Origin of the sequence: Chitinibacter sp. SCUT-21 (assembly GCA_041874755.1) — a bacterium.
Classification (GTDB): domain Bacteria; phylum Pseudomonadota; class Gammaproteobacteria; order Burkholderiales; family Chitinibacteraceae; genus Chitinibacter.
Map to the genome: position 1 here is coordinate 1,815,416 of CP102611.1, position 18,196 is coordinate 1,833,611.

19 protein-coding genes are annotated in these 18,196 nt (G+C 51.9%); 6 read left to right on the forward strand and 13 right to left on the reverse strand.

Annotated features, from left to right (window positions below; genetic code table 11):
• Positions 1-8: 8 nt before the first annotated feature.
• The 4 genes from NT239_08510 to NT239_08525 all read right to left on the reverse strand — a co-directional run bounded on the left by NT239_08510 (position 9) and on the right by NT239_08525 (position 2,918).
• Positions 9-1,316 (reverse strand): ATP-binding protein, encoded by a 1,308-nt coding sequence (locus NT239_08510; GenBank protein XGA69840.1) that lies wholly within the window; start codon positions 1,314-1,316, stop codon positions 9-11.
• Positions 1,317-2,000, reverse strand: coding sequence for a response regulator transcription factor (locus tag NT239_08515; protein ID XGA69841.1), 684 nt, complete (start codon positions 1,998-2,000; stop codon positions 1,317-1,319).
• Positions 2,000-2,572 (reverse strand): cytochrome b/b6 domain-containing protein, encoded by a 573-nt coding sequence (locus NT239_08520; protein XGA69842.1) that lies wholly within the window; start codon positions 2,570-2,572, stop codon positions 2,000-2,002. Before NT239_08520 ends, NT239_08515 begins: the two co-directional genes overlap by 1 nt.
• 76 nt (positions 2,573-2,648) lie before the next feature.
• A complete protein-coding gene (locus tag NT239_08525; protein ID XGA69843.1) occupies positions 2,649-2,918 on the reverse strand; it encodes a PepSY domain-containing protein in 270 nt (89 codons plus the stop codon).
• A 236-nt stretch (positions 2,919-3,154) separates the two neighbouring features.
• Between NT239_08525 and NT239_08530 the strand changes: the two genes are divergently transcribed.
• Both NT239_08530 and NT239_08535 read left to right on the forward strand, forming a co-directional pair.
• The gene (locus tag NT239_08530) at positions 3,155-5,614 is read left to right on the forward strand and encodes a response regulator (GenBank protein XGA69844.1); all 2,460 of its coding nucleotides are present in this window, start codon (positions 3,155-3,157) and stop codon (positions 5,612-5,614) included.
• Positions 5,615-5,679: 65 nt separating this feature from the next.
• Positions 5,680-6,426 carry a transporter substrate-binding domain-containing protein gene (locus NT239_08535; GenBank protein ID XGA69845.1) on the forward strand — a complete coding sequence of 249 codons (747 nt, stop codon included), beginning with the start codon at positions 5,680-5,682 and terminating at the stop codon, positions 6,424-6,426.
• A gap of 7 nt (positions 6,427-6,433) precedes the next feature.
• Here the strand turns inward: NT239_08535 and NT239_08540 are convergent, their stop codons facing one another.
• From NT239_08540 to NT239_08565, 6 genes are read right to left on the reverse strand one after another with little or no spacing between them, the layout of a single operon-like run.
• Positions 6,434-7,366: a TIGR01777 family oxidoreductase gene (locus NT239_08540; protein ID XGA69846.1), complete on the reverse strand. Its 933-nt coding sequence runs from the start codon at positions 7,364-7,366 to the stop codon at positions 6,434-6,436.
• Positions 7,367-7,377: 11 nt separating this feature from the next.
• Positions 7,378-7,845, reverse strand: a complete 468-nt coding sequence (locus tag NT239_08545) for a DUF2269 domain-containing protein (GenBank protein XGA72791.1) — start codon at positions 7,843-7,845, stop codon at positions 7,378-7,380.
• On the reverse strand, positions 7,845-9,101 hold the full coding sequence (locus NT239_08550; protein XGA69847.1) for an SDR family oxidoreductase: 1,257 nt from the start codon (positions 9,099-9,101) through the stop codon (positions 7,845-7,847). The genes NT239_08545 and NT239_08550 overlap by 1 nt, the downstream gene beginning before the upstream one ends.
• Positions 9,098-9,484, reverse strand: coding sequence for a hypothetical protein (locus NT239_08555; GenBank protein XGA69848.1), 387 nt, complete (start codon positions 9,482-9,484; stop codon positions 9,098-9,100). Before NT239_08555 ends, NT239_08550 begins: the two co-directional genes overlap by 4 nt.
• Positions 9,485-9,524: 40 nt before the next feature.
• Complete coding sequence (locus tag NT239_08560; GenBank protein XGA69849.1) at positions 9,525-9,938, reverse strand: DUF393 domain-containing protein; 414 nt, start codon at positions 9,936-9,938, stop codon at positions 9,525-9,527.
• A 20-nt stretch (positions 9,939-9,958) separates the two neighbouring features.
• Complete coding sequence (locus NT239_08565) at positions 9,959-10,504, reverse strand: MarR family transcriptional regulator (protein ID XGA69850.1); 546 nt, start codon at positions 10,502-10,504, stop codon at positions 9,959-9,961.
• A gap of 306 nt (positions 10,505-10,810) precedes the next feature.
• On the opposite strand from NT239_08565, the gene NT239_08570 reads away from it, so the two are divergent.
• The 3 genes from NT239_08570 to NT239_08580 all read left to right on the forward strand — a co-directional run bounded on the left by NT239_08570 (position 10,811) and on the right by NT239_08580 (position 14,612).
• Entirely contained in the window at positions 10,811-13,132 is a 2,322-nt protein-coding gene (locus NT239_08570) for an extracellular solute-binding protein (GenBank protein ID XGA69851.1), read from the forward strand.
• A gap of 117 nt (positions 13,133-13,249) precedes the next feature.
• Positions 13,250-13,783 (forward strand): YbhB/YbcL family Raf kinase inhibitor-like protein, encoded by a 534-nt coding sequence (locus NT239_08575; GenBank protein XGA69852.1) that lies wholly within the window; start codon positions 13,250-13,252, stop codon positions 13,781-13,783.
• A 28-nt stretch (positions 13,784-13,811) separates the two neighbouring features.
• Positions 13,812-14,612 carry a helix-turn-helix transcriptional regulator gene (locus NT239_08580; GenBank protein ID XGA69853.1) on the forward strand — a complete coding sequence of 267 codons (801 nt, stop codon included), beginning with the start codon at positions 13,812-13,814 and terminating at the stop codon, positions 14,610-14,612.
• Here the strand turns inward: NT239_08580 and NT239_08585 are convergent.
• Positions 14,609-14,965, reverse strand: coding sequence for a hypothetical protein (locus NT239_08585; protein XGA69854.1), 357 nt, complete (start codon positions 14,963-14,965; stop codon positions 14,609-14,611). The two genes, NT239_08580 and NT239_08585, sit on opposite strands and share 4 nt — an antisense overlap.
• A gap of 22 nt (positions 14,966-14,987) precedes the next feature.
• The gene (locus NT239_08590) at positions 14,988-15,902 is read right to left on the reverse strand and encodes a LysR family transcriptional regulator (GenBank protein ID XGA69855.1); all 915 of its coding nucleotides are present in this window, start codon (positions 15,900-15,902) and stop codon (positions 14,988-14,990) included.
• A gap of 93 nt (positions 15,903-15,995) precedes the next feature.
• On the opposite strand from NT239_08590, the gene NT239_08595 reads away from it, so the two are divergent.
• A complete protein-coding gene (locus NT239_08595) occupies positions 15,996-16,964 on the forward strand; it encodes a DMT family transporter (GenBank protein XGA69856.1) in 969 nt (322 codons plus the stop codon).
• Here the strand turns inward: NT239_08595 and NT239_08600 are convergent.
• Positions 16,887-18,128 carry a TIGR03862 family flavoprotein gene (locus tag NT239_08600; protein ID XGA69857.1) on the reverse strand — a complete coding sequence of 414 codons (1,242 nt, stop codon included), beginning with the start codon at positions 18,126-18,128 and terminating at the stop codon, positions 16,887-16,889. The genes NT239_08595 and NT239_08600 overlap by 78 nt on opposite strands.
• Positions 18,129-18,196: the final 68 nt, after the last annotated feature.

Here is an 18,196-nt window from a genome sequence, read left to right on the forward strand (position 1 = left end):
ATCTTTCCTCATATAGCCTTAAATTGAATACCCACCTGAAAACCACCCTCTGGGCGATTTGCAAATTCCACAGTGGCTAGGTGCAATTGCGCGATACGCAGCACAATCGACAAGCCCAAGCCTGCGCCAAGCTCTTTTTGCCCAGCCGGGCGATAAAAGCGCTCGCCCAAGCGAGCCAGTGTTTCTTCGCTCACGCCAGGCCCGTCGTCAAACACGACGATGCGCTCGCCGACGACCGCCACACCAATCATCGCCTGCTCACCCGCGTAACGACGCGCGTTGTCCAATAAATTGCGCAGCAATAATTGCAAGAGCAGTGCATGCCCCATAATTATTGCCGGCTGTTCCAACACTAAATGCGGCGCCTGGCTAGGCAAGCCTGCTTCGTCTAAAGCGGTTTGCGCCAGCGCGGCCAAATCCACCGGCGCCATCACAGGTGCTTCACCGTGCTCAAGACGCGACATTTCCAATAATTGCGCCACCAAACGCGTCGTACGATCCACGCCCTCTAGCGCGCGTTGCAATGATTTTTGCCGCGTTTGCTCGCGCGGGCTGTGTTGCGCCAATTCGATTTGCACCCGCAAGCCCGCCAATGGCGTGCGCAATTCGTGCGCGGCGTCGGCGGTAAAACGGCGCTCACGCGCCATGGTGTCGGTCAATTGTGCGAATAAATCATTCAAACGCTGGCGCAGCGGTTCAATTTCACACGGTACATTGATATCGAGCGGGCTGAGATTATTCGGCGCGCGTTGCGCCAACTCCCGATCAACCCACTGCAGAGGTCGTAAACCACGCGAAATCGCCAGCAGCAAGAGCGGCAGCAGCACCAGCAAGGCATAAGCGGCGGTTTCGCCTAAATGCTCAGCCATTTCATTGGCAATTTTGCGGTGGTTATAGACGGGCTCACCCACAATCAGCTGCCGTTGTTGATCTTGGCGAATACAAATACGCCACTCTTGATCGCCCAAACGAATATTGCGCATCTGCGGCGCTGCACCGGCTTGAAACGGAAAAGTCGGGCTGATATTGCTGGCTTGCAAAGTGCCATTCCCGTAATACAGCGTAAAAGCCAGCCGCACATGCTGATGGTTTTTTTCTGCCGGGGCGGGGTTTAAATCATCCTCGTCACCCAGGTTTTGCCACAGCATTTGCGTGTAGGCGCTTAGCTGCTTATCGAGTAATTCCGTGGTTTCTTTGCGCGCCTCGTACAGCAGGACCGCGCTAAAAACGCCCCACGCTAGCAAGGTCGCCAGCAAAATCAACACGGTGAGCCGCGATTGCAGCGAATGACTCATCCAATGCGCCAAACGCTTCATTTATTCAGCCTCACAGGCGGCCACGCCCATGCGCCAACCTAGACCACGCATGTTCTGGATCGCGTCGCTGCCAAGTTTTTTGCGTAGATGCGATAAATGCACATCCAAGGTATTACTCTCAATATCGCCGCCCCAGCCGTACAATTTGTCATCCAGTTGGGCACGCGATAAATAATTAGGCGCATTCGCAAGTAATACGTGCAGCAGGCGAAACTCCATCGCGGTGAGTAGCAAAGGCTCACCATGCAAGGTGACCGTTTGTTTGCTCGGGTCGAGACGTAAATCGCGCCACACCAGATCATTGGCGCTGCGCCCTTGAGCACGGCGCAATAGCGCATGAATTCGCGCCACCAACTCACCTAGGGCAAAGGGCTTGACCAAATAATCATCGGCGCCGGCATTCAGGCCAACTATTCGATCATCAATACTATCGCGGGCGGTGAGCAACAAGACGGGCATTTCTTTCAATGGCGGCTGGGTGCGCAGCCATGCCAGCAGTTGCAAACCATTTAGCCGAGGCAAGGCAATATCAAGCACGATGGCATCAAACTGCAAGTTGGTCGCTAAGGCGGTACGCGCGGCTTCACCATCTTGCAGCCAATCTACGGCAAAACCAGCGTCGAGCAAGCCATCTTGCACGCCTTCACCCAATAAGACATCGTCCTCAACCAATAATAAGCGCATTAGTTTTGCGTATCCTTTAGCAAAGCAGGCTGCGCTTGGGACAACTCAATTGCCCCATCAGGTAGACGTTTATAACCATGAATCATCGCAGCCGGTAGGTTTTCTTGATGACGGCGGCTTTCAATGAGCGCGGCCAGCACATGCAAGCCTACGCCTGTTAACAGGGTATACGCCATGATTTCGTGCAATTCTTCCAACCATTCTTCACCCCAAAACGCATCGGTGCCCATCATAAACCCCGTTACACCCATACCCAGCACCATGGTGAGCAAAAACAGCATCATCACTGCGCCCGCAGGGTTATGCCCGAGATAGCGTGGATGCTCACCTTGCAACATCCCTTTCACATACGGTATCAAACGGTTCGGCGTTGGAAACCATTCGCTAAAGCGCGCGTATTTACTGCCAACAAAACCCCAGATAATCCGGCTCACGACCAAGGCAACCGCAACATAACCTTCCCAGCGATGCCAAGTATCGCCGCCTTCATTCAGAAAGTTGATCAAAACGGCCGCGGCCAAACTCCAATGAAAAACCCGTACAAACGGATCCCAAACCTTAATCTTATCCATTGAACTCACCTTTCAAATAAAAGGGTATATGAATATAGGCACTGATTAACAATGCCTACCAACATATACCTACTTATTAATCAATTTCAGATTTGATGATATTCAGATTCTTAGCATCAAAATAAACCTCGGCTTTTTTGCCTTCTTTGTTGTGGCCATAAATTTCATAGCATTCGCCTGAAACTTTAAATTTCTTGATCTTGTAACCCATGCCTTCGATCTTGGCTTTCGCATCCGCCTCTTTCATCCATTGGTCTTTCGGATATTTGGGGCAATTGGCACTAGCGAAAGTCAGAGAAGACAAAGTCAGCGCGGCTACTGCGGTCAAAGCGATTAATTTCATCATCAAACTCCTGAGTCGTTGTGAAGTACTGCCAGTGTATTTAAACAAGCTTGTGTTAAGCGAAACTTAAGTTTAGAAAAAATCAGTTCTTGCTGCGCAACAAAAGCCTAGCTCACCAAGTCTGTTTGCCCCTTGGCTGCATACTTTTGGGTATGCCTGCTCGGTAAACGCTTGAATTTGCGCTAGCAGGTCGGCGCTCAAGGACTATATTTAAGCCTGTATAAGCACTCTGGCTTGATATGCGTACGTTTTATTTCCGCTTAGCACAAGGCTTACCTCTGGCGATTTTATTAGCCGGTCTGCTCGCGACTGAATGGGGTATCCGGCAGGAAAACGAGCGATCCAATCAACTTGTCTACGAACAATCTTTAACCCAAGTCACCGCTTTGCGCGCCCGAATCGAGGCAGAGCTATCGTCGACGCTCTATCTTGCCTCCGGTTTAGAGGCCTATATACGCTCTGCGCCGCAGCAGCTCAATGAAGCCCAACTCAATCACATGCTGGCAACGCTATTTGCGCAAGGACATCACATTCGCAATATCGGGGTCGCACCTGATAATCGCATACGCTATGTGTATCCGCTCAAAGGCAATGAAAAAGCCCTCGGCCTTTATTATCCGGCGAATAAATTGCAATGGCCCGCTGTCGAGCGCGTGATTAAAACGGGCAAACCCTTTCTCGCTGGGCCAGTTAAGCTGGCACAAGGCGGTGAAGGCTTGATTTATCGCGTCCCTGTCTTCAGTAATCCCGGGCGATACTGGGGCATGATCAGCACTGTGCTCGATATGCACCAATTGTTTGATGCGGTCGGACTGAATGCAGCATCGAGTCAGACGTACTTATTGCTAGGCAAAGACGCGGGCGGGCAAACAGGGAAGGTGATCTGGGGCAATACCGCGCTGCAGCAAGATAAATCAACTGTCGGGGTGTCGATTTCTGTGCCTGGCGGAAGCTGGTATTTAGTGCAAAAACACCCTACAGCGGCGCCGATGGAAATCAGGTTGCTGTTTTTCCGCCTTATGGGCTGGTTTGGCTCTATTTTTTTAGCCGTGGCCGCTTGGTTATTGCAGAGCGCATACCAACGCAGCTATCAAATGGGTGAGCAGCTAAAACAAGCGCGGGACGCTGCCGAAGCGGCATCTCGCTCGAAAAGCACTTTTCTCGCCAATATGAGCCATGAAATTCGCACCCCGATGAATGGCGTGATCGGCATGAGCCAACTGCTACTCGACACTGAGCTCTCTGAATCTCAATACGAATACGCCAACACCATTCGCCACAGCGCCGAGGCTTTGCTCACGGTGCTTAATGATATTTTGGATTACTCAAAGATCGAAAGCGGCAAACTGAGCTTTGAGAAAATTGAATTTAATTTAAGACAATTAATCGAAGAAATCACCGATCTACTCGCTATTCGTGCACAAGAAAAAGGATTGGAGTTCTTGTGCGATCTTGATCCAGCGCTCCCCGATTTTGTTCTGGGAGATCCAACCCGATTGCGGCAGATTTTGATCAATCTACTGGGTAATGCCATCAAATTTACGGCCAGCGGCGACGTGGCACTGATTTTGCACGTGCAGAGCCAAGATCAGCAACGACTGCAACTGGAGATCAGTGTACGCGACAGTGGTATTGGGATAGCTACTGCGCAACAAGCGCAGCTATTCCAAGCCTTTCACCAAGCCGATGCCAGTATCAGCCGGCGCTATGGCGGCACAGGTTTGGGTTTGGCGATTTCCCGCCAAATGGTTGAACTCATGGGGGGGCGCCTCACGCTCGCCAGCGAGCCTGGAGATGGCACTTGGTTTAATGTCGAGCTGCAACTAGAAATAGCGGATCGAGAAACGCTCCCCCTTCGATTGCCTGAATCACTGCAGGGCTCGTCCATTCTGATTGTCGATGACAGCCCCTATTGCCGGGCGCAATTGGCCGTGATGCTCGGTACACTGGCTTGTCAGTCACACCTAGCTTCATCAGGACAAGAAGCGCTTGCGCTCTTAGAAGCAAAGCCCACGGACAAAATCGATTTAATTTTGCTCGATCAAACTTTAGCGCCGCAATCGGGTCTCGAACTTGCTCAGCAAATTAGCCGCTTAGCAAATCACCCCGCCATTGTCTTAATGAGTCCACACTTAGAATTCAGCAAGGCGCAGACCATTTCGTGCGGCCTAGCTGCGGTTATCAATAAACCAATCAAATTAAGTCGCCTTCACGCCACTCTGACTCAAGTTCTATCGGGAAAAACCATCACAACACCACCTGCCAGCACTTTTAACACCATTACGCCGCTGCCAGCGCGGGTGTTGCTGGTTGAAGATAACCCAATCAATCGCAAAGTTGCGCAGGCCATGTTAATCCGGATGGGTATCAATGCCGATAGCGCCGAAAATGGCCTAGAGGCGCTGCAAATGCTAACTCAAGGTGACTATGATTTAGTGCTAATGGATATGCAAATGCCCGAAATGGATGGCATACAAACAACGCTTCAGATTCGCGACGCCCAAAGCTCGGTACGCAATCATCAGATACCCATTATCGCGATGACAGCCAACGCCATGCGTGAAGATGAAGAAGCCTGTTTAGCTGCGGGGATGAATCACTTTATTAGTAAACCAGTGCAATTTGAAAAACTACAGTCGTGTTTAAACCAATACCTAGCTCATACAGATAAGCACGCCTCAGGGGAGCGTCTGCCGTGACCATGCTAATAGCAACAAAACGCTGCGGACTCACGGTGCGCGTAATAGGCAAAATACAATGCTTGATGTATTTCGTTCTATTTTACCTATGGAGCCAATTTGTCCACGCCAGCCAGACGATCCCGTTCTACACCTATTACGACGAGCCGCCTTTTGCGCTTGAACAAGCCGATAATTTGACGCAAAAACTTGCCGATTGGCTTAGCAAAAAATCGAAAGGGCAATATCAATTCGTCCCCACGTATTTGCCGCGGCGGCGCTTAGATTTGACAGTTCTTTCACAAGCCGATTGGCAAGGTGTGGTGGTATGGGCAAGTCCCCAGTTCTTTTTAGATCAGGAGCGCAGCAAATATTTATGGACCGATACGTATATGCACGACATTAATTTGGTCGTCAGCCATCGCAATAAGCCCATTAATTTTAACGGGCCCGCATCATTGTATGGCTTAACGGTGGGCTCGGTACTTGGGCGCCAGTTGGATGATTTTCAACGCGATATTGCGGCTGGGCGGATCCGTCGTGAAGACGCTGGATCTGCACTGAGCAATTTAAAAAAACTACAATTGCAACGAATAGACGCAGCGTTCATCCCTGCCATTGCGCTGCCCTACTACCGCCAACAACTGCCGCAATTAGACCAATGGCTATATATTGCAAAACAACCCAGAAGCGAGGTCTATCGGCATTTATTTGTCGCTCGATCACAAGTACGCCTGCACCGGTTTTTGAATCAAGCGATTGTTCAGCTGGCGCACGATAAGCAATGGCAAGACTTATTAGCTCACCGCAATTCCGCGCCACCTATTCCCTAGGTCAGATTTAGTGCGATAAATCTTCCTGAATCGCCGCTTTCAGCGTGGCAAACTCAAATTGATAACCTTCATCGAGCAATCGCTTTGGCACCACGCGTTGCCCTTTGGTAAACAAGGCTGCCATTTCCCCCATCAGCAACTCAAGCAGCCACGCTGGCGTCACCATTAAATTTGGGCGATGCAATAGTTGGGCTGCAAGCTGCGCAAATTCGGCTTGAGTCGGCGCGCTGGGCGCGGTCATATTGTAAGCGCCGTTCATATTTGGATTGGCGATGGCACGAGCAATCACCGCCAACACATCGTTGCGATGCACCCAGCTCATGACTTGGCGGCCATCACCCATTCGGCCGCCTACGCCGAATTTGAAAGGCAGCAAGAGCTTTGGAAATGCACCGCCAGGGCCAAAAACCAAACCTAAGCGCAGCCGCACGACGCGTAGGCCAAAGGCTTCGGCTTTGACCGCTTCCTCTTCCCATTCGCGGCATAAATCGGACATAAATTCATTTTGTGTGCCGGCGTTTTCATCCAGCGCCTCGTCGCCTCGGCAGCCGTAATAGCCAATGGCCGAGCCATTCACCAAGACAGCGGGCTTGTGCGCCGCTTGGGCTAGCCAAGCATTCAAGCGCTGCGTCGTGCCGACGCGGCTATCGCGTAAAACTTGCTTGCGCGCTGCGCTCCAACGTGGACCAACCACGGGGCTGCCGGCTAAATTCACCACTGCAGCTATCGCCGCATCTGCTGCGATTTGCGCAAAATCAGCCACCGCAGCCAGTTGTGGCGCTTGGCCAAATGATTGCAAGGCTTGCGCTGGTTTACGGCTCAAAATGGTGACTTGATGCCCAGCCGCCAATAGTTGATTGACTAATTCGCGGCCAATAAAACCGGTTCCGCCGGTGACTAAAACATGCTGTTTTGGCATTTGAGTAAAGTAATTTGACATATTTCACCATCCTAAAAAGGTTTGTGCACCATCAAGCCATACACTGCAATTAAGCCTATAAACGCTGGAAAACCCAGCACAGTCCAAATTTTTTCATAGCGCCAATATTGGACGGGCAATGCGCTATCTGACTGCGCAGCCACCTGCGCCATATCACGCATTTTCAATTGCAGCCACAACACCGGCAACCAGCACAGCCCTGCGATTGCATACAGCAATACAGACAGCCAAACCCACAATGATTGCAGTGGAAAACCGGCCCAATAAATCATCAAGGCACCCGAAAGTGGCTGGATAATGACCGCGGGCGTGGTAAACCACATACCGGCCTTCACCACCCAATGGCTCACCACCGCCATTGCTTGCACATTGCCGCTGCGATTGGTCACAAACATATAAAACGCTGTGCCCAAACCTGTGCCAAACATGATCGTTGCCGACAAAATATGCAGCCATTTCATCCATAGATAGTATTCCATCATCTCCCCCTCGCGCGCTCACATTGTTCCACCACCAGCAATAGCGCCAAAACAGCTAGGTTTTTAAGCACCGGCCCAAATGGGTGCAGAAGGTATTCGGGTAGAGCCATTGCAATGATTAAGCTGTAGCCCAATACCAGCAGGGCTTGTGCACGCCACCAAGGCCAATTCATTAAACAAGCCACACCGAGCAACGCATCCAAAGCAATCGCGCCAACAAACATTGGCCATTGCCAAGGCGCGGGGATTCCCACTTGCGCGAGCAAAGCCAAACTCTGCTCATGTGGCCAGCCCCACCAGCACACCGCCGCAGTCAACAGCCACACCAGCGCCAAACTGAAGCGCAGCACCGGCAAAAGCCAATCGAGTTGCGCTCTGGCCGCCAAGCCAGTGTCGTGACGGGCTGGCAGCGCGGCTTGCTCCTCACGCCCAAGTAAAGCGCGCATTGCTGTGCCGTCACCACAATTGCCCGCCCGCAGCATCTGCAAACTCGCAGGCGAGAACAAACACCTCGATAGGTATTGCCCTACAGCGGCTGCGGCATCTTGCACGTGGACTGGTACCCTCAGTCGTTGTGCTTGCGTCAAACCCATTGACCTACGCAGCGCCGCCAACCATTGCCCGAGTTGATAGCGCTGCGGGCCGACCACATCAACGACTTGTGCCAGCGGAGCAGGTGCGGCGATGAGTGCCAATATCGTCGCGACCACATCAGCCAAATGCACCGGTTGCACCTCGCCGCAGCCAGCCAAATCCGGCAATAGCGGCCAGCTCGCCATTTGCAAAAACTGCCGACAGCTACGCCCTTGCGGGGCGTAAATCAGCGACGGTCGCACAATCGCCCAATCGCAGCGCCTTTGCATTAAATCGGCGTCGGCCATCCCTTTGCTGCGCCAATATTCAGTCGCCGCTTGCGGATGCGCGCCCAGCGCCGAAACCTGAATCACGCGGATTTGCGACCGCTCACATGCAGCAAACAGCGCGGTGGGCATCGCCACATGCTGCGCGGCGAAACTTTGCTGCGCAGTTTCGGCAAAAATGCCAACCGTATTAACAACCACGTCAATGCCACTCAGCAATTCATCCCAATCTTCGGGCGCAGTGTATTGGGCCAGATCGAGCGCCAAATACTCTGTAGCTGTATTGCTCTCAATAGCAGATTTCGAGATGGCTTTAACGCAATACCCCTGAGGCTTTAGCGCGTCGATTAGCGCCGAGCCGACTAAGCCAGAAGCACCCAAGACTAAGATTTTCATACCGCCTCCGCTGCAGCGCTTGGCACGTCGGGCGCTGGTACAGCTTCAGGCTGAGCTAGTGCTTGCGGTGGCACCAAACGCCGCCAAACCATTTTGGCGATGCTGGCAATGGCGATTAAATGCCCCAGTACCAAGCAAATCAGCATCGTTTGCACGGTTTCAACTGGGTTGCTAATGTGGCTATCGACAAAAAACAGCACCAGCAGCAAAGGGATTAACAGTTGCAAAGCAGCCAGCGTATGGCGCCAATAATGCGCGCCGCTACCGGGGCAACTTTCGTTCAGTAAAGGGCCTAAGGCGCGCTGCTGCCACGCCACTAAGAGCAGGCTCAAGCCTAAATTAACTGCAATTACCGCTAGCAAACTAATCCATTGAGTCATCATACCACCTCTATTTATTTTATTTCTGTTAAAACAGAAATGATTAGGCCAATTTTTTGATACTACAGCTGCCAGTAGTGCAATCTGCATGCGGTTTGAAGCCCAAGGCGCGGCTCACAGCATAGCGATGTGCGGCAACCCAGCGATACAGCGCCGCCACCGTGCCACGCGTGGCACGCCAGTGCAGCGGGCCTTGCCACCAGGTACTGCCAATCGCTTGATAAAGCGCCGCGATCGCATCGATACCAATCAGCCACGGCGCATCTGGCGTGAGCGCCCGAATATGGATTTGCGCCTCCAATGCAGCTTGGCTCACGCCAAAGTCGGCGGCGTTAAAATCGGCAGCACTAATGTCAATCAGCTCAAAGCATCCCGGCGCAGCCAAACGATCTAGCCGTAAAATTTCAAAGCGGCACATTGGGCAAGCACGGTCATAAAACACTTGGTATTGCGGCATAATGCACTCCTTGCGTGAATTTACTGCTCTTCGTCTTTACCGAAAATGGCCGCTAATTGGCCGATTTTGCTGCCCATTTTCAGCAATTTAAGCACCACTGCGGGTGGCAAATGTTTAAAGTCTTCATAGCCGGATAGCAAGACTTCAAGAAACTCCAGTACCTCATCCATCTTTTGTTTGGTTGCGGCTTCGATTTCAGCGTCGTTTTCGGCCTCAATCGCGCATTCGCGCAGCACAGTCAGGGTTGGGTCGAGTTCGCGTTTTTTGCGCTCTTCGGTAATCAGGCGGAAGATCTCCCACACGTCTTGCAGCGCGACAAAATGGTCACGCCGATCGCCCAGTACATGCTGCACCTTCACCAAACCCCAGCCCTGTAGCTCTTTAAGGCTATTGCTGACGTTTGATCGCGCCACGTTCAGCGTTTCAACGATTTCTTCGGCGTTCAGCGGGCGATTGGCCAGAAACAATAAGGCATGAATTTGCGCCACCGTGCGGTTTACGCCCCAACGCGTCCCCATTTCACCCCAGTGGACGATGTATTTCTGCATAGTTGGACTGAGTTTCATTGCCTTTCCTTTATTTCTGTCATTACAGAAATTAAATACCTCAATTTTCGATTTGGCAAGTATTTAATTGATCTGTCGTGCAAATTAATGCGGGATCTGTCTCAATCCAACAGATCAAGCCTTGGCGAATGTACTGATAGAGTGCACTCGCGTGGCGCAAAACTGGAATTTGCACATAGTGTCAACTCGCAATAGACAGTTCATTAGCAAATACTCATGATCTAACTGCTTGGCTTTTCATACTTAGTCTAACTATGCTTAATCACGCACAAGGCTAAGCAATGCCGTTACTGCAGTGGAGTCATTATGCCCATCAAATCCAAAGTGATTGCGATCACCTTGTCTGTGACCTTGTTTGCACTACTACTTAGCGCCTGGCTCACGCAAGGCTTGGCTTGGCCTGTTTGGTTAACACTTTTAATAACACTTCCTATTGCTGCAGTGTTGGAGTGGCTTGCGCTGCAATGGCTACTAAAACCTTTATTTCATCTGATGATGGCAATGAAAGGCTTAGGTGCTGGCGGCGGAGACCTGAACTTCCGTATTCCCGTCCACGGTAATGATGAATTAGCCCAAGCAGCCAGTGGATTTAATGAATTTGCGGGTCAATTGCAAAATACCTTCCGTGAAGTGCAACGCGACATGGAGGGGTTATCGTTAGGGCTGAAAGAAATCACCGTGGTGACGGGTCAACTGGTTAAAGACAGCCACACTCAAGCCGATTTTTCAGCCGCATCGGCCGCAGCAGTCGAAGAAATCACCGTCAGTATTACCCACATCGCCGATAGCGCGCACGAAGTTGATGAAGTCGTTAGCGAAACGCAATTACTTTCAGTAGAGGGCGCACAAACCGTCCATAGCGTGTCGGATGAAGTGAGCAAAATGGAGTCGTCGATTCAATCCTTAAGTGCTGCAATTAGCGATCTTGGCCAAAGATCGAAGGAAATCAGCTCGATTGTTAGCGTAATCAAAGACATTGCCGAGCAAACTAATTTATTGGCACTCAATGCCGCGATTGAAGCCGCGCGTGCGGGTGAACAAGGGCGTGGATTTGCCGTAGTAGCGGATGAAGTGCGCAAATTGGCCGAGCGCAGCGCCAAAGCCACGGTCGAAATCACCCAACGCATATCTTCGGTCAGCACCGACACCGATGCGGCGCTGAATAATATGACGCGTGCGGCGCAGGGCGTCACGTCCAGCGTGGCGCGCGCACAAGAAGCAAGCCAATTGATGAGCAATATTGGCAGCCGCATGGAAAACGTCGTTGAAGTGGTGCGCAGCATTGCTGACGCCACGCGTGAACAAACCGCCGCCAGTACGACGATGGCTCAGTCATCCGAACAAATTAACTCGATGACCCAATCTAGCGATTCCGCCCTGCAGCAAACCAAAAAAGCCCTCGAAACACTGGAAAACCGTGCCCGAGAACTGATGGGTGCGGTGGGTAAATTCAAACTCGAAGACATTACCGTCTTGCATGGCTGGTTTGCCGCCAGCGGATTTCGCGCAGTTGCCGATGTCAAAGCGCGCCTGAACCAAATTGGCCACCATTGGAGTGATAGCCACAGCGGTAAAGACGTGCCGGGCATGCTGAAAAAAGCGGTCGAAACCAATAATCTGCCGACCGCAGCGGCGATTGGTGGGGTAAAAATCCAAGCTTGGGCCGGGAAAAATGTGCTCGCCAATCTTGACGATTTGGCCCGCGAACAACGCTGGGGGCAAATTTTACCCAAAGTCATTGATGATCAAATGCATGCCGACGGGCATTATGTGGCGGTGCCATTGGGTGTTGCGCGCGTCAACGTGATCTGGGCCAACGCAGCGCTCTTACGCCGCGTCAATGTAAGCCAAGCCCCACGAAGCTGGGATGAATTTATTAGCCTGTGCCAGAAACTGCAAAATGCTGGCATTACGCCAATTGCCCATTCAGAGGTGAAATGGCAAGTGGCCACCCTGTTTGAAGCGGTGTCACTGGGCTTATGTGGCGCCAAATATTATGTCGACGCGTTTAGTAAACTCGATCACGCCACGCTATCTGGCCCCAATACGATTCGAGCCTTGGAAATGTTCCGCAGTATTAAACCGTTTTGCAGCGAAGATCCGGTCGGTCGTGATTGGAACTTAGTCTCGGCTGACATTATCAATGGCCGCGCCGCGCTGCAAATCATGGGCGATTGGGTTAAAGGCGAATTTGATACCGCAGGCAAACAAGCCGGCGGCGATTATTATTTCTGGGCCGCGCCAAATCAAAATGGCGAATATAGCTTTGCCGCCGATACGCTCACCATGTTCCGCCAAGACGATCCAAAACGAGCGCTTGCCCAGCGTAATTTTGCTTCCTTGCTAATGAGCCCCGAATGCCAAATTGCCTACAACCACCACAAAGGCTCCATCCCCGCCCGCACCGATATTGATCGCAATCGCCTAGACGCTTATGGCAAAGCATCGGCAGCCGATTTTGCCGATTCAGCCGCAAAAAACACCCTCGTACCATCATGGGCGCATAATATGGCGGTACAAGACGATATGAAAAAGGCGCTAATCGAAGTGGTGTACGAATTTTGGAATACACCATCAATGAGCGCCTCGGCTGCGGCCAATAAACTAGCCGCCACCGCCCGCCGTTAGCACACAATTAGCCAGATACGCTTGATTTGAGCTTTTTAGGCTATAAATCGAGCGTTTTGGCGCAAACAAGGTATACGGCGCACTTTATCATCAAGGCTCTTATCTAGGAGAGCCACTATGAAACTGCTTGCATCCCTCATCACCAGCATCGTGTGTTTAGGCAACGCGTATGCTAGCGACTTTCAAATAAGCAGCACCGATCTCAAAGCCAATCAATTCATGAGCAAACAGCACGAATTTGCGGGCTTTGGCTGCAATGGCGGCAATATTTCGCCGCAATTGCAGTGGAAAAATGCGCCAGCGGGCACCAAAAGCTTTGCCATTACGGTGTACGATCCAGATGCGCCCACCGGTAGCGGCTGGTGGCACTGGGGCGTAGTCAATATCCCAGCGCAGACAATGTCGGTTGCCGCAGGACAAGTTCCAGCCGGCGCAGTAGAGACGCGCACCGATTATGGTAAAGCCGGCTATGGTGGCGCATGTCCACCCGTGGGCGACAAGGCGCATCGCTATATTCACACCGTGTGGGCGCTCGATGTTGAGCAACTGCCGCTCGATAGCAACGCTAGCGGCGCTTTGGTCGGCTATATGCTTAACGCCCATAAATTGGCAAAAGCTGATCTAATGACGCTGTATCAACGCACCAAATAAGTCACCACCATCAGCTGGCGAGAACCGCATGAGCTTAGTGCACGGCAAAGTAATCCAATACAGCGTTATCCGCGCCGCTGCAACACAGCAACTGCGCGAAGTGACTCTTTTGCAGCCCACACTGATGCGTATTCGCCATGGTGAAAAGCACCTTTGGATGCACGAGCAACAGCAGATTGCCGGCAAGAGTGATATTTTAATTGGCCCTGCTGGCATGCAATTAACCCTGAGCAATGTCCCTGATGCTCAGGGTTACTACTGCGAAATTTTGCAATTTCATCCGCACTTAATCGAGCGATTTCGCCATGATTATGGCGCGATATTGCAAAACATAGCGCAACAAGCACCGCAATTTATCGCCACAATAACCCCAGTCATCGCGCAAACATGGGACGAAACCCTCGCCGCCCTCACGCGGGAGGAACCCGCTGCCATGCTTGAACACCGTGCTTTGGGCTTATTATTGGCTATTGCTTTAGCCGGATATGGCTCAGCATTGCTGAGCATTCGCAGCGATAGCCTTGCTGAGCGGGTTCAACAATTGATGATGCTGCACCCTGCTCGAAATTGGAGTGTGGATGAGGTCGCCAAGCAATTACATTTAGGCGCTTCCACGCTACGGCGACAATTAGATCAAGAAGGCAGCTCGTTTCGCAGCATACTGGATCAAGTCCGACTCAATTTAGCCTTAGGCTTAATCCAAACTTCCAAACTCGCGATCGGCGATATTGCACAGCAATGTGGCTACGCGTCTGCGTCCCGTTTTAGTGCTCGGTTTCAACAACAATTTGGCCTCAAACCCCTACAGCTACGCGCCACGGTAGCTTAACGCGTCGTTTTGGGTAGCCATTGAATCACACTAATCGCCTGCTCTAATTTCAACAGCGCTGCTTGCTGTTTGGCCAATTGCATCTTTAACGCGGCGGGCAATGCAACGGCGCGTGCAACTTCACCTTGGCTATTTTTCAAAGCCCCAGCAATCATTTTGGCATCTGCCTCGATAAAGCGCGTCGCCAACTCAAACTCAACTACTTTGGCCGCAGTAGGTTTACGATTACTCATCTCAAACTGAAACGCCTTGTCGCCTTGCATCACAATAAATTGTGTTTGGCGTGGATCAAGCGAGCGCAACACGGCTTCGGTGTCTGCAATTTGTTGGCGTAATTGAGCAGCAAGTGGCACGGCATATCCTTTGATCGGCAAGTTATGGCTGTTGGCAGCGACAATGCGCCACCAGTTCGTCGATCACGCAGCGAATTTTGGGGGGCACATAACGATGCGCAGGATAAAGCAAATACGCCATCCCTGCATATGAGGTGCCTAAACGCCAGTCGGCTAACACACGAATAAGTCGCCCATCGTTAATGGCTTGGCGCGCCGTAAAATCAGGCAAACTTGCAACCCCTAAGCCATCCAACGCAGCCTGCATACGCATTTCGCTGTGATTGATCCGTAAACGCCCTGCTATTGCTATCGTCTGCGTATCTTGCTGCCGAGTAAAACACCAGCGATGATCAATGGGTGTTTCGCCCAAACAAATGCACGAGTGCTGCAATAAATCAGTGGGCTCTAATGGCCTACCATGCTGCGCCAAATAGGCAGGGCTAGCGACCAATACCTGTTCCACCGCCATCAGTGGCAGCCCAATCAAACCCGGAGGAGGCGAATCGCCAATCCGTATCACCAGATCGACCTCATCCTCCAATGGGTCAACCACGCGATCGGTGACAAGCATGTGTAACTCAATACCAGCATGCCGCTGTAACAGAGGGGTTATTAAGGGCTGCAGCACACCACGGGCAAACCCACGTGGCACTGCCACACGCACCCGTCCTTGCGGCGCAGCCATGTATTGCGCCGAAACCTGCATCGCCTCTTGCGCCGCCGCCAGCATGGTTTGGCAACGCAGCAAGGTTTCTTGCCCCGCATCGCTTAAGCGTAAACGTCGAGTACTGCGCTCTAACAAGCGCACCGCCAAGCTTTTTTCGAGGCGCGCAATTTGGCGGCTAATTGCTGAGGCACTAACGCCCAGCTCTTTGGCTGCAGCCGAAAAACTACCACACTCCACCACACGAACAAAAACAGCCATATCAGGCAGCAGTGCAATCAATTGATTCATGCTTTTCACGCACAAATGTTATGAACACAAGCTAGATTATCACTTTCAAGGCAACAATTGATAATGGCGTTTTCTTTCAGTGAGTGGAGCAAGATGCCATTAGCGAATTCAAGCTGGTTTGCACAAATCTTATTACTGGCCGTCGCCATCATCTGGGGCAGCACGTATGGTGTCAGTAAAACAGCCTTGCTCTACTACCCGGTCTTAGGTTTTATCGCTTTGCGATTTTTAATCACCTTTGCCTGCTTATTACCGTTTTTTTGCCGACAATCAGCCGCAGAACGCACCAAGGCAATTCGCATTGGCCTTCCCTTAGGCTTGTTAATTTCGGTTATTTTCTGGTTTGAAATCTATGGCGTTTTGCTAACTAGTGCCAGTAAAGCGGCATTTTTGATCAGCCTGTGTCTGCCGCTCACGCCGGTGGCGCAGTGGATCATCCTGCGGCAAAAGCCAGCTCAAAGCACATGGTTTTGTTTGGCGCTGGCGCTATTTGGCGCAGCCTTGCTCAGCGGCTTTAACGGCCAATTGGCGGATCTAAATCGTGGTGATGTATTGATCTTGGGCGCCGCGATCCTGCGCGCCTTGGTCGTTGCTTTAAGCTGCAAATGGCTAACCGATCAGGCAATCAATGCGCTAGCGCTAACTACCGTTCAAGCAGGTATTATTGGGATAAGCTCATTCAGCATAGCCTTGCTGGCAATATCCCTCAATCAACTTTACTTACCTGCTGCACCCCAATTTTGGGGCAATTTACTTTACCTAATTATTTTCGCCACCATTTTTGCCTTCTTTGCGCAAAACTGGGCAGCGGCGCGCTTAAACCCCACCCGGGTTGCTGCGCTGCTTGGGCTAGAGCCTTTATTTGGCGCACTGTATGGCCGCCTGTTTTTAGCAGAACAATTAACAAGCGCCGCAATCTGCGGCGCGATGCTGATGCTGTTGGCGATTTTTGGCTTAAATGGTGGATTTGCCAGCGCGGGCCAACTATGCCGCAGCGCCTTGCAAATGAGCCAACACGCCTTGCGCCGCATGGCGGCCGGTGGCAAAACAGGCGGTCAATAAATACCCGCCAGTTGGCGCTTCCCAATCGATCATTTCACCGGCGACAAACACGCCAGGTGCCTCGCGCAGCATTAAATCGCTGGTCAGCGCGTCCCATTTCACGCCGCCGGCGCTACTAATCGCTTCGTCAATCGGGCGTGGCGCGATCAGCTTGATTGGTAAGGACTTAATCGATTGCGCCAGCACATCGAGCTGAGTAAATTGCGCCTTGCTTAATAATTCGTGCAACAGCGCCGCTTTAATGCCTTCGATTTTCAATTTGCGGCGCAAATGGTTGGCCATAGAATCAGCGCCGCGCGGTTGCGTTAAAGCGCTATAAACTTCAGCCGCAGTTTTTTGTGGCAGTAAATCAAGCCACAAAGTTGCAAAACCCTGCTGATTGATTTGCTCACGCAACGCGCTCGATAAGGCATAGACCAAGCTCCCCTCTACGCCACCCGCGGTAATCACAAACTCGCCGACTTTTTTCGGCTCGCCCTCATCGGCGCTGGCCGCCACAGACTTGAGTGGCGTTCCAGCAAATTTATTGCTCAAGAAGGTTGACCAATTGACATCAAAGCCACAATTAGCCGCTTGCAGCGGCGCAATTTCTACGCCTTTTGCGCTTAACAGCGGCAACCAGCGGCCATCAGAACCCAACTTCGCCCAACTTGCGCCACCCAAGGCCAAAATGGTAGCGGCAAACTCTTGCGTGATTTCTCCATCAGGCGTGCCAAATTGCAATTGCCCCGCCTCGTTCCAGCCCAGCCAGCGATGACGCGGGTGAAACTTGACACCGGACGCTTTGAGCCTTGCCAACCAGGCGCGCAGCAAGGGCGCGGCCTTCATTTCGGTGGGAAATACGCGCCCCGAAGTACCAACAAAGGTTTCAATCCCCAGCCCATGCACCCATTCGCGCAAGGCCTCGCCACCAAAGGCGTCAAGCATCGGTTTGAGATGGCCAGCTGCCGCGCCATAGCGGCTTAAAAAAGGCTCTGCAGGTTCGGAATGCGTGATATTCATGCCGCCAACACCGGCCAGTAGGAATTTGCGACCGACCGAAGGCATCGCATCAAATACCTCAACCTGCACACCCGCATTGCTGAGCACTTCAGCCGCCATTAGCCCTGCAGGGCCGCCGCCAATAATCGCGACACGTGAATGGTTGAAAGATGCAGTAGACATGGTGATTTCCAAACTAGACGGTCAATACCGCACAGCCGTATGAATAAGGGGATTGCGATAAATCGCTA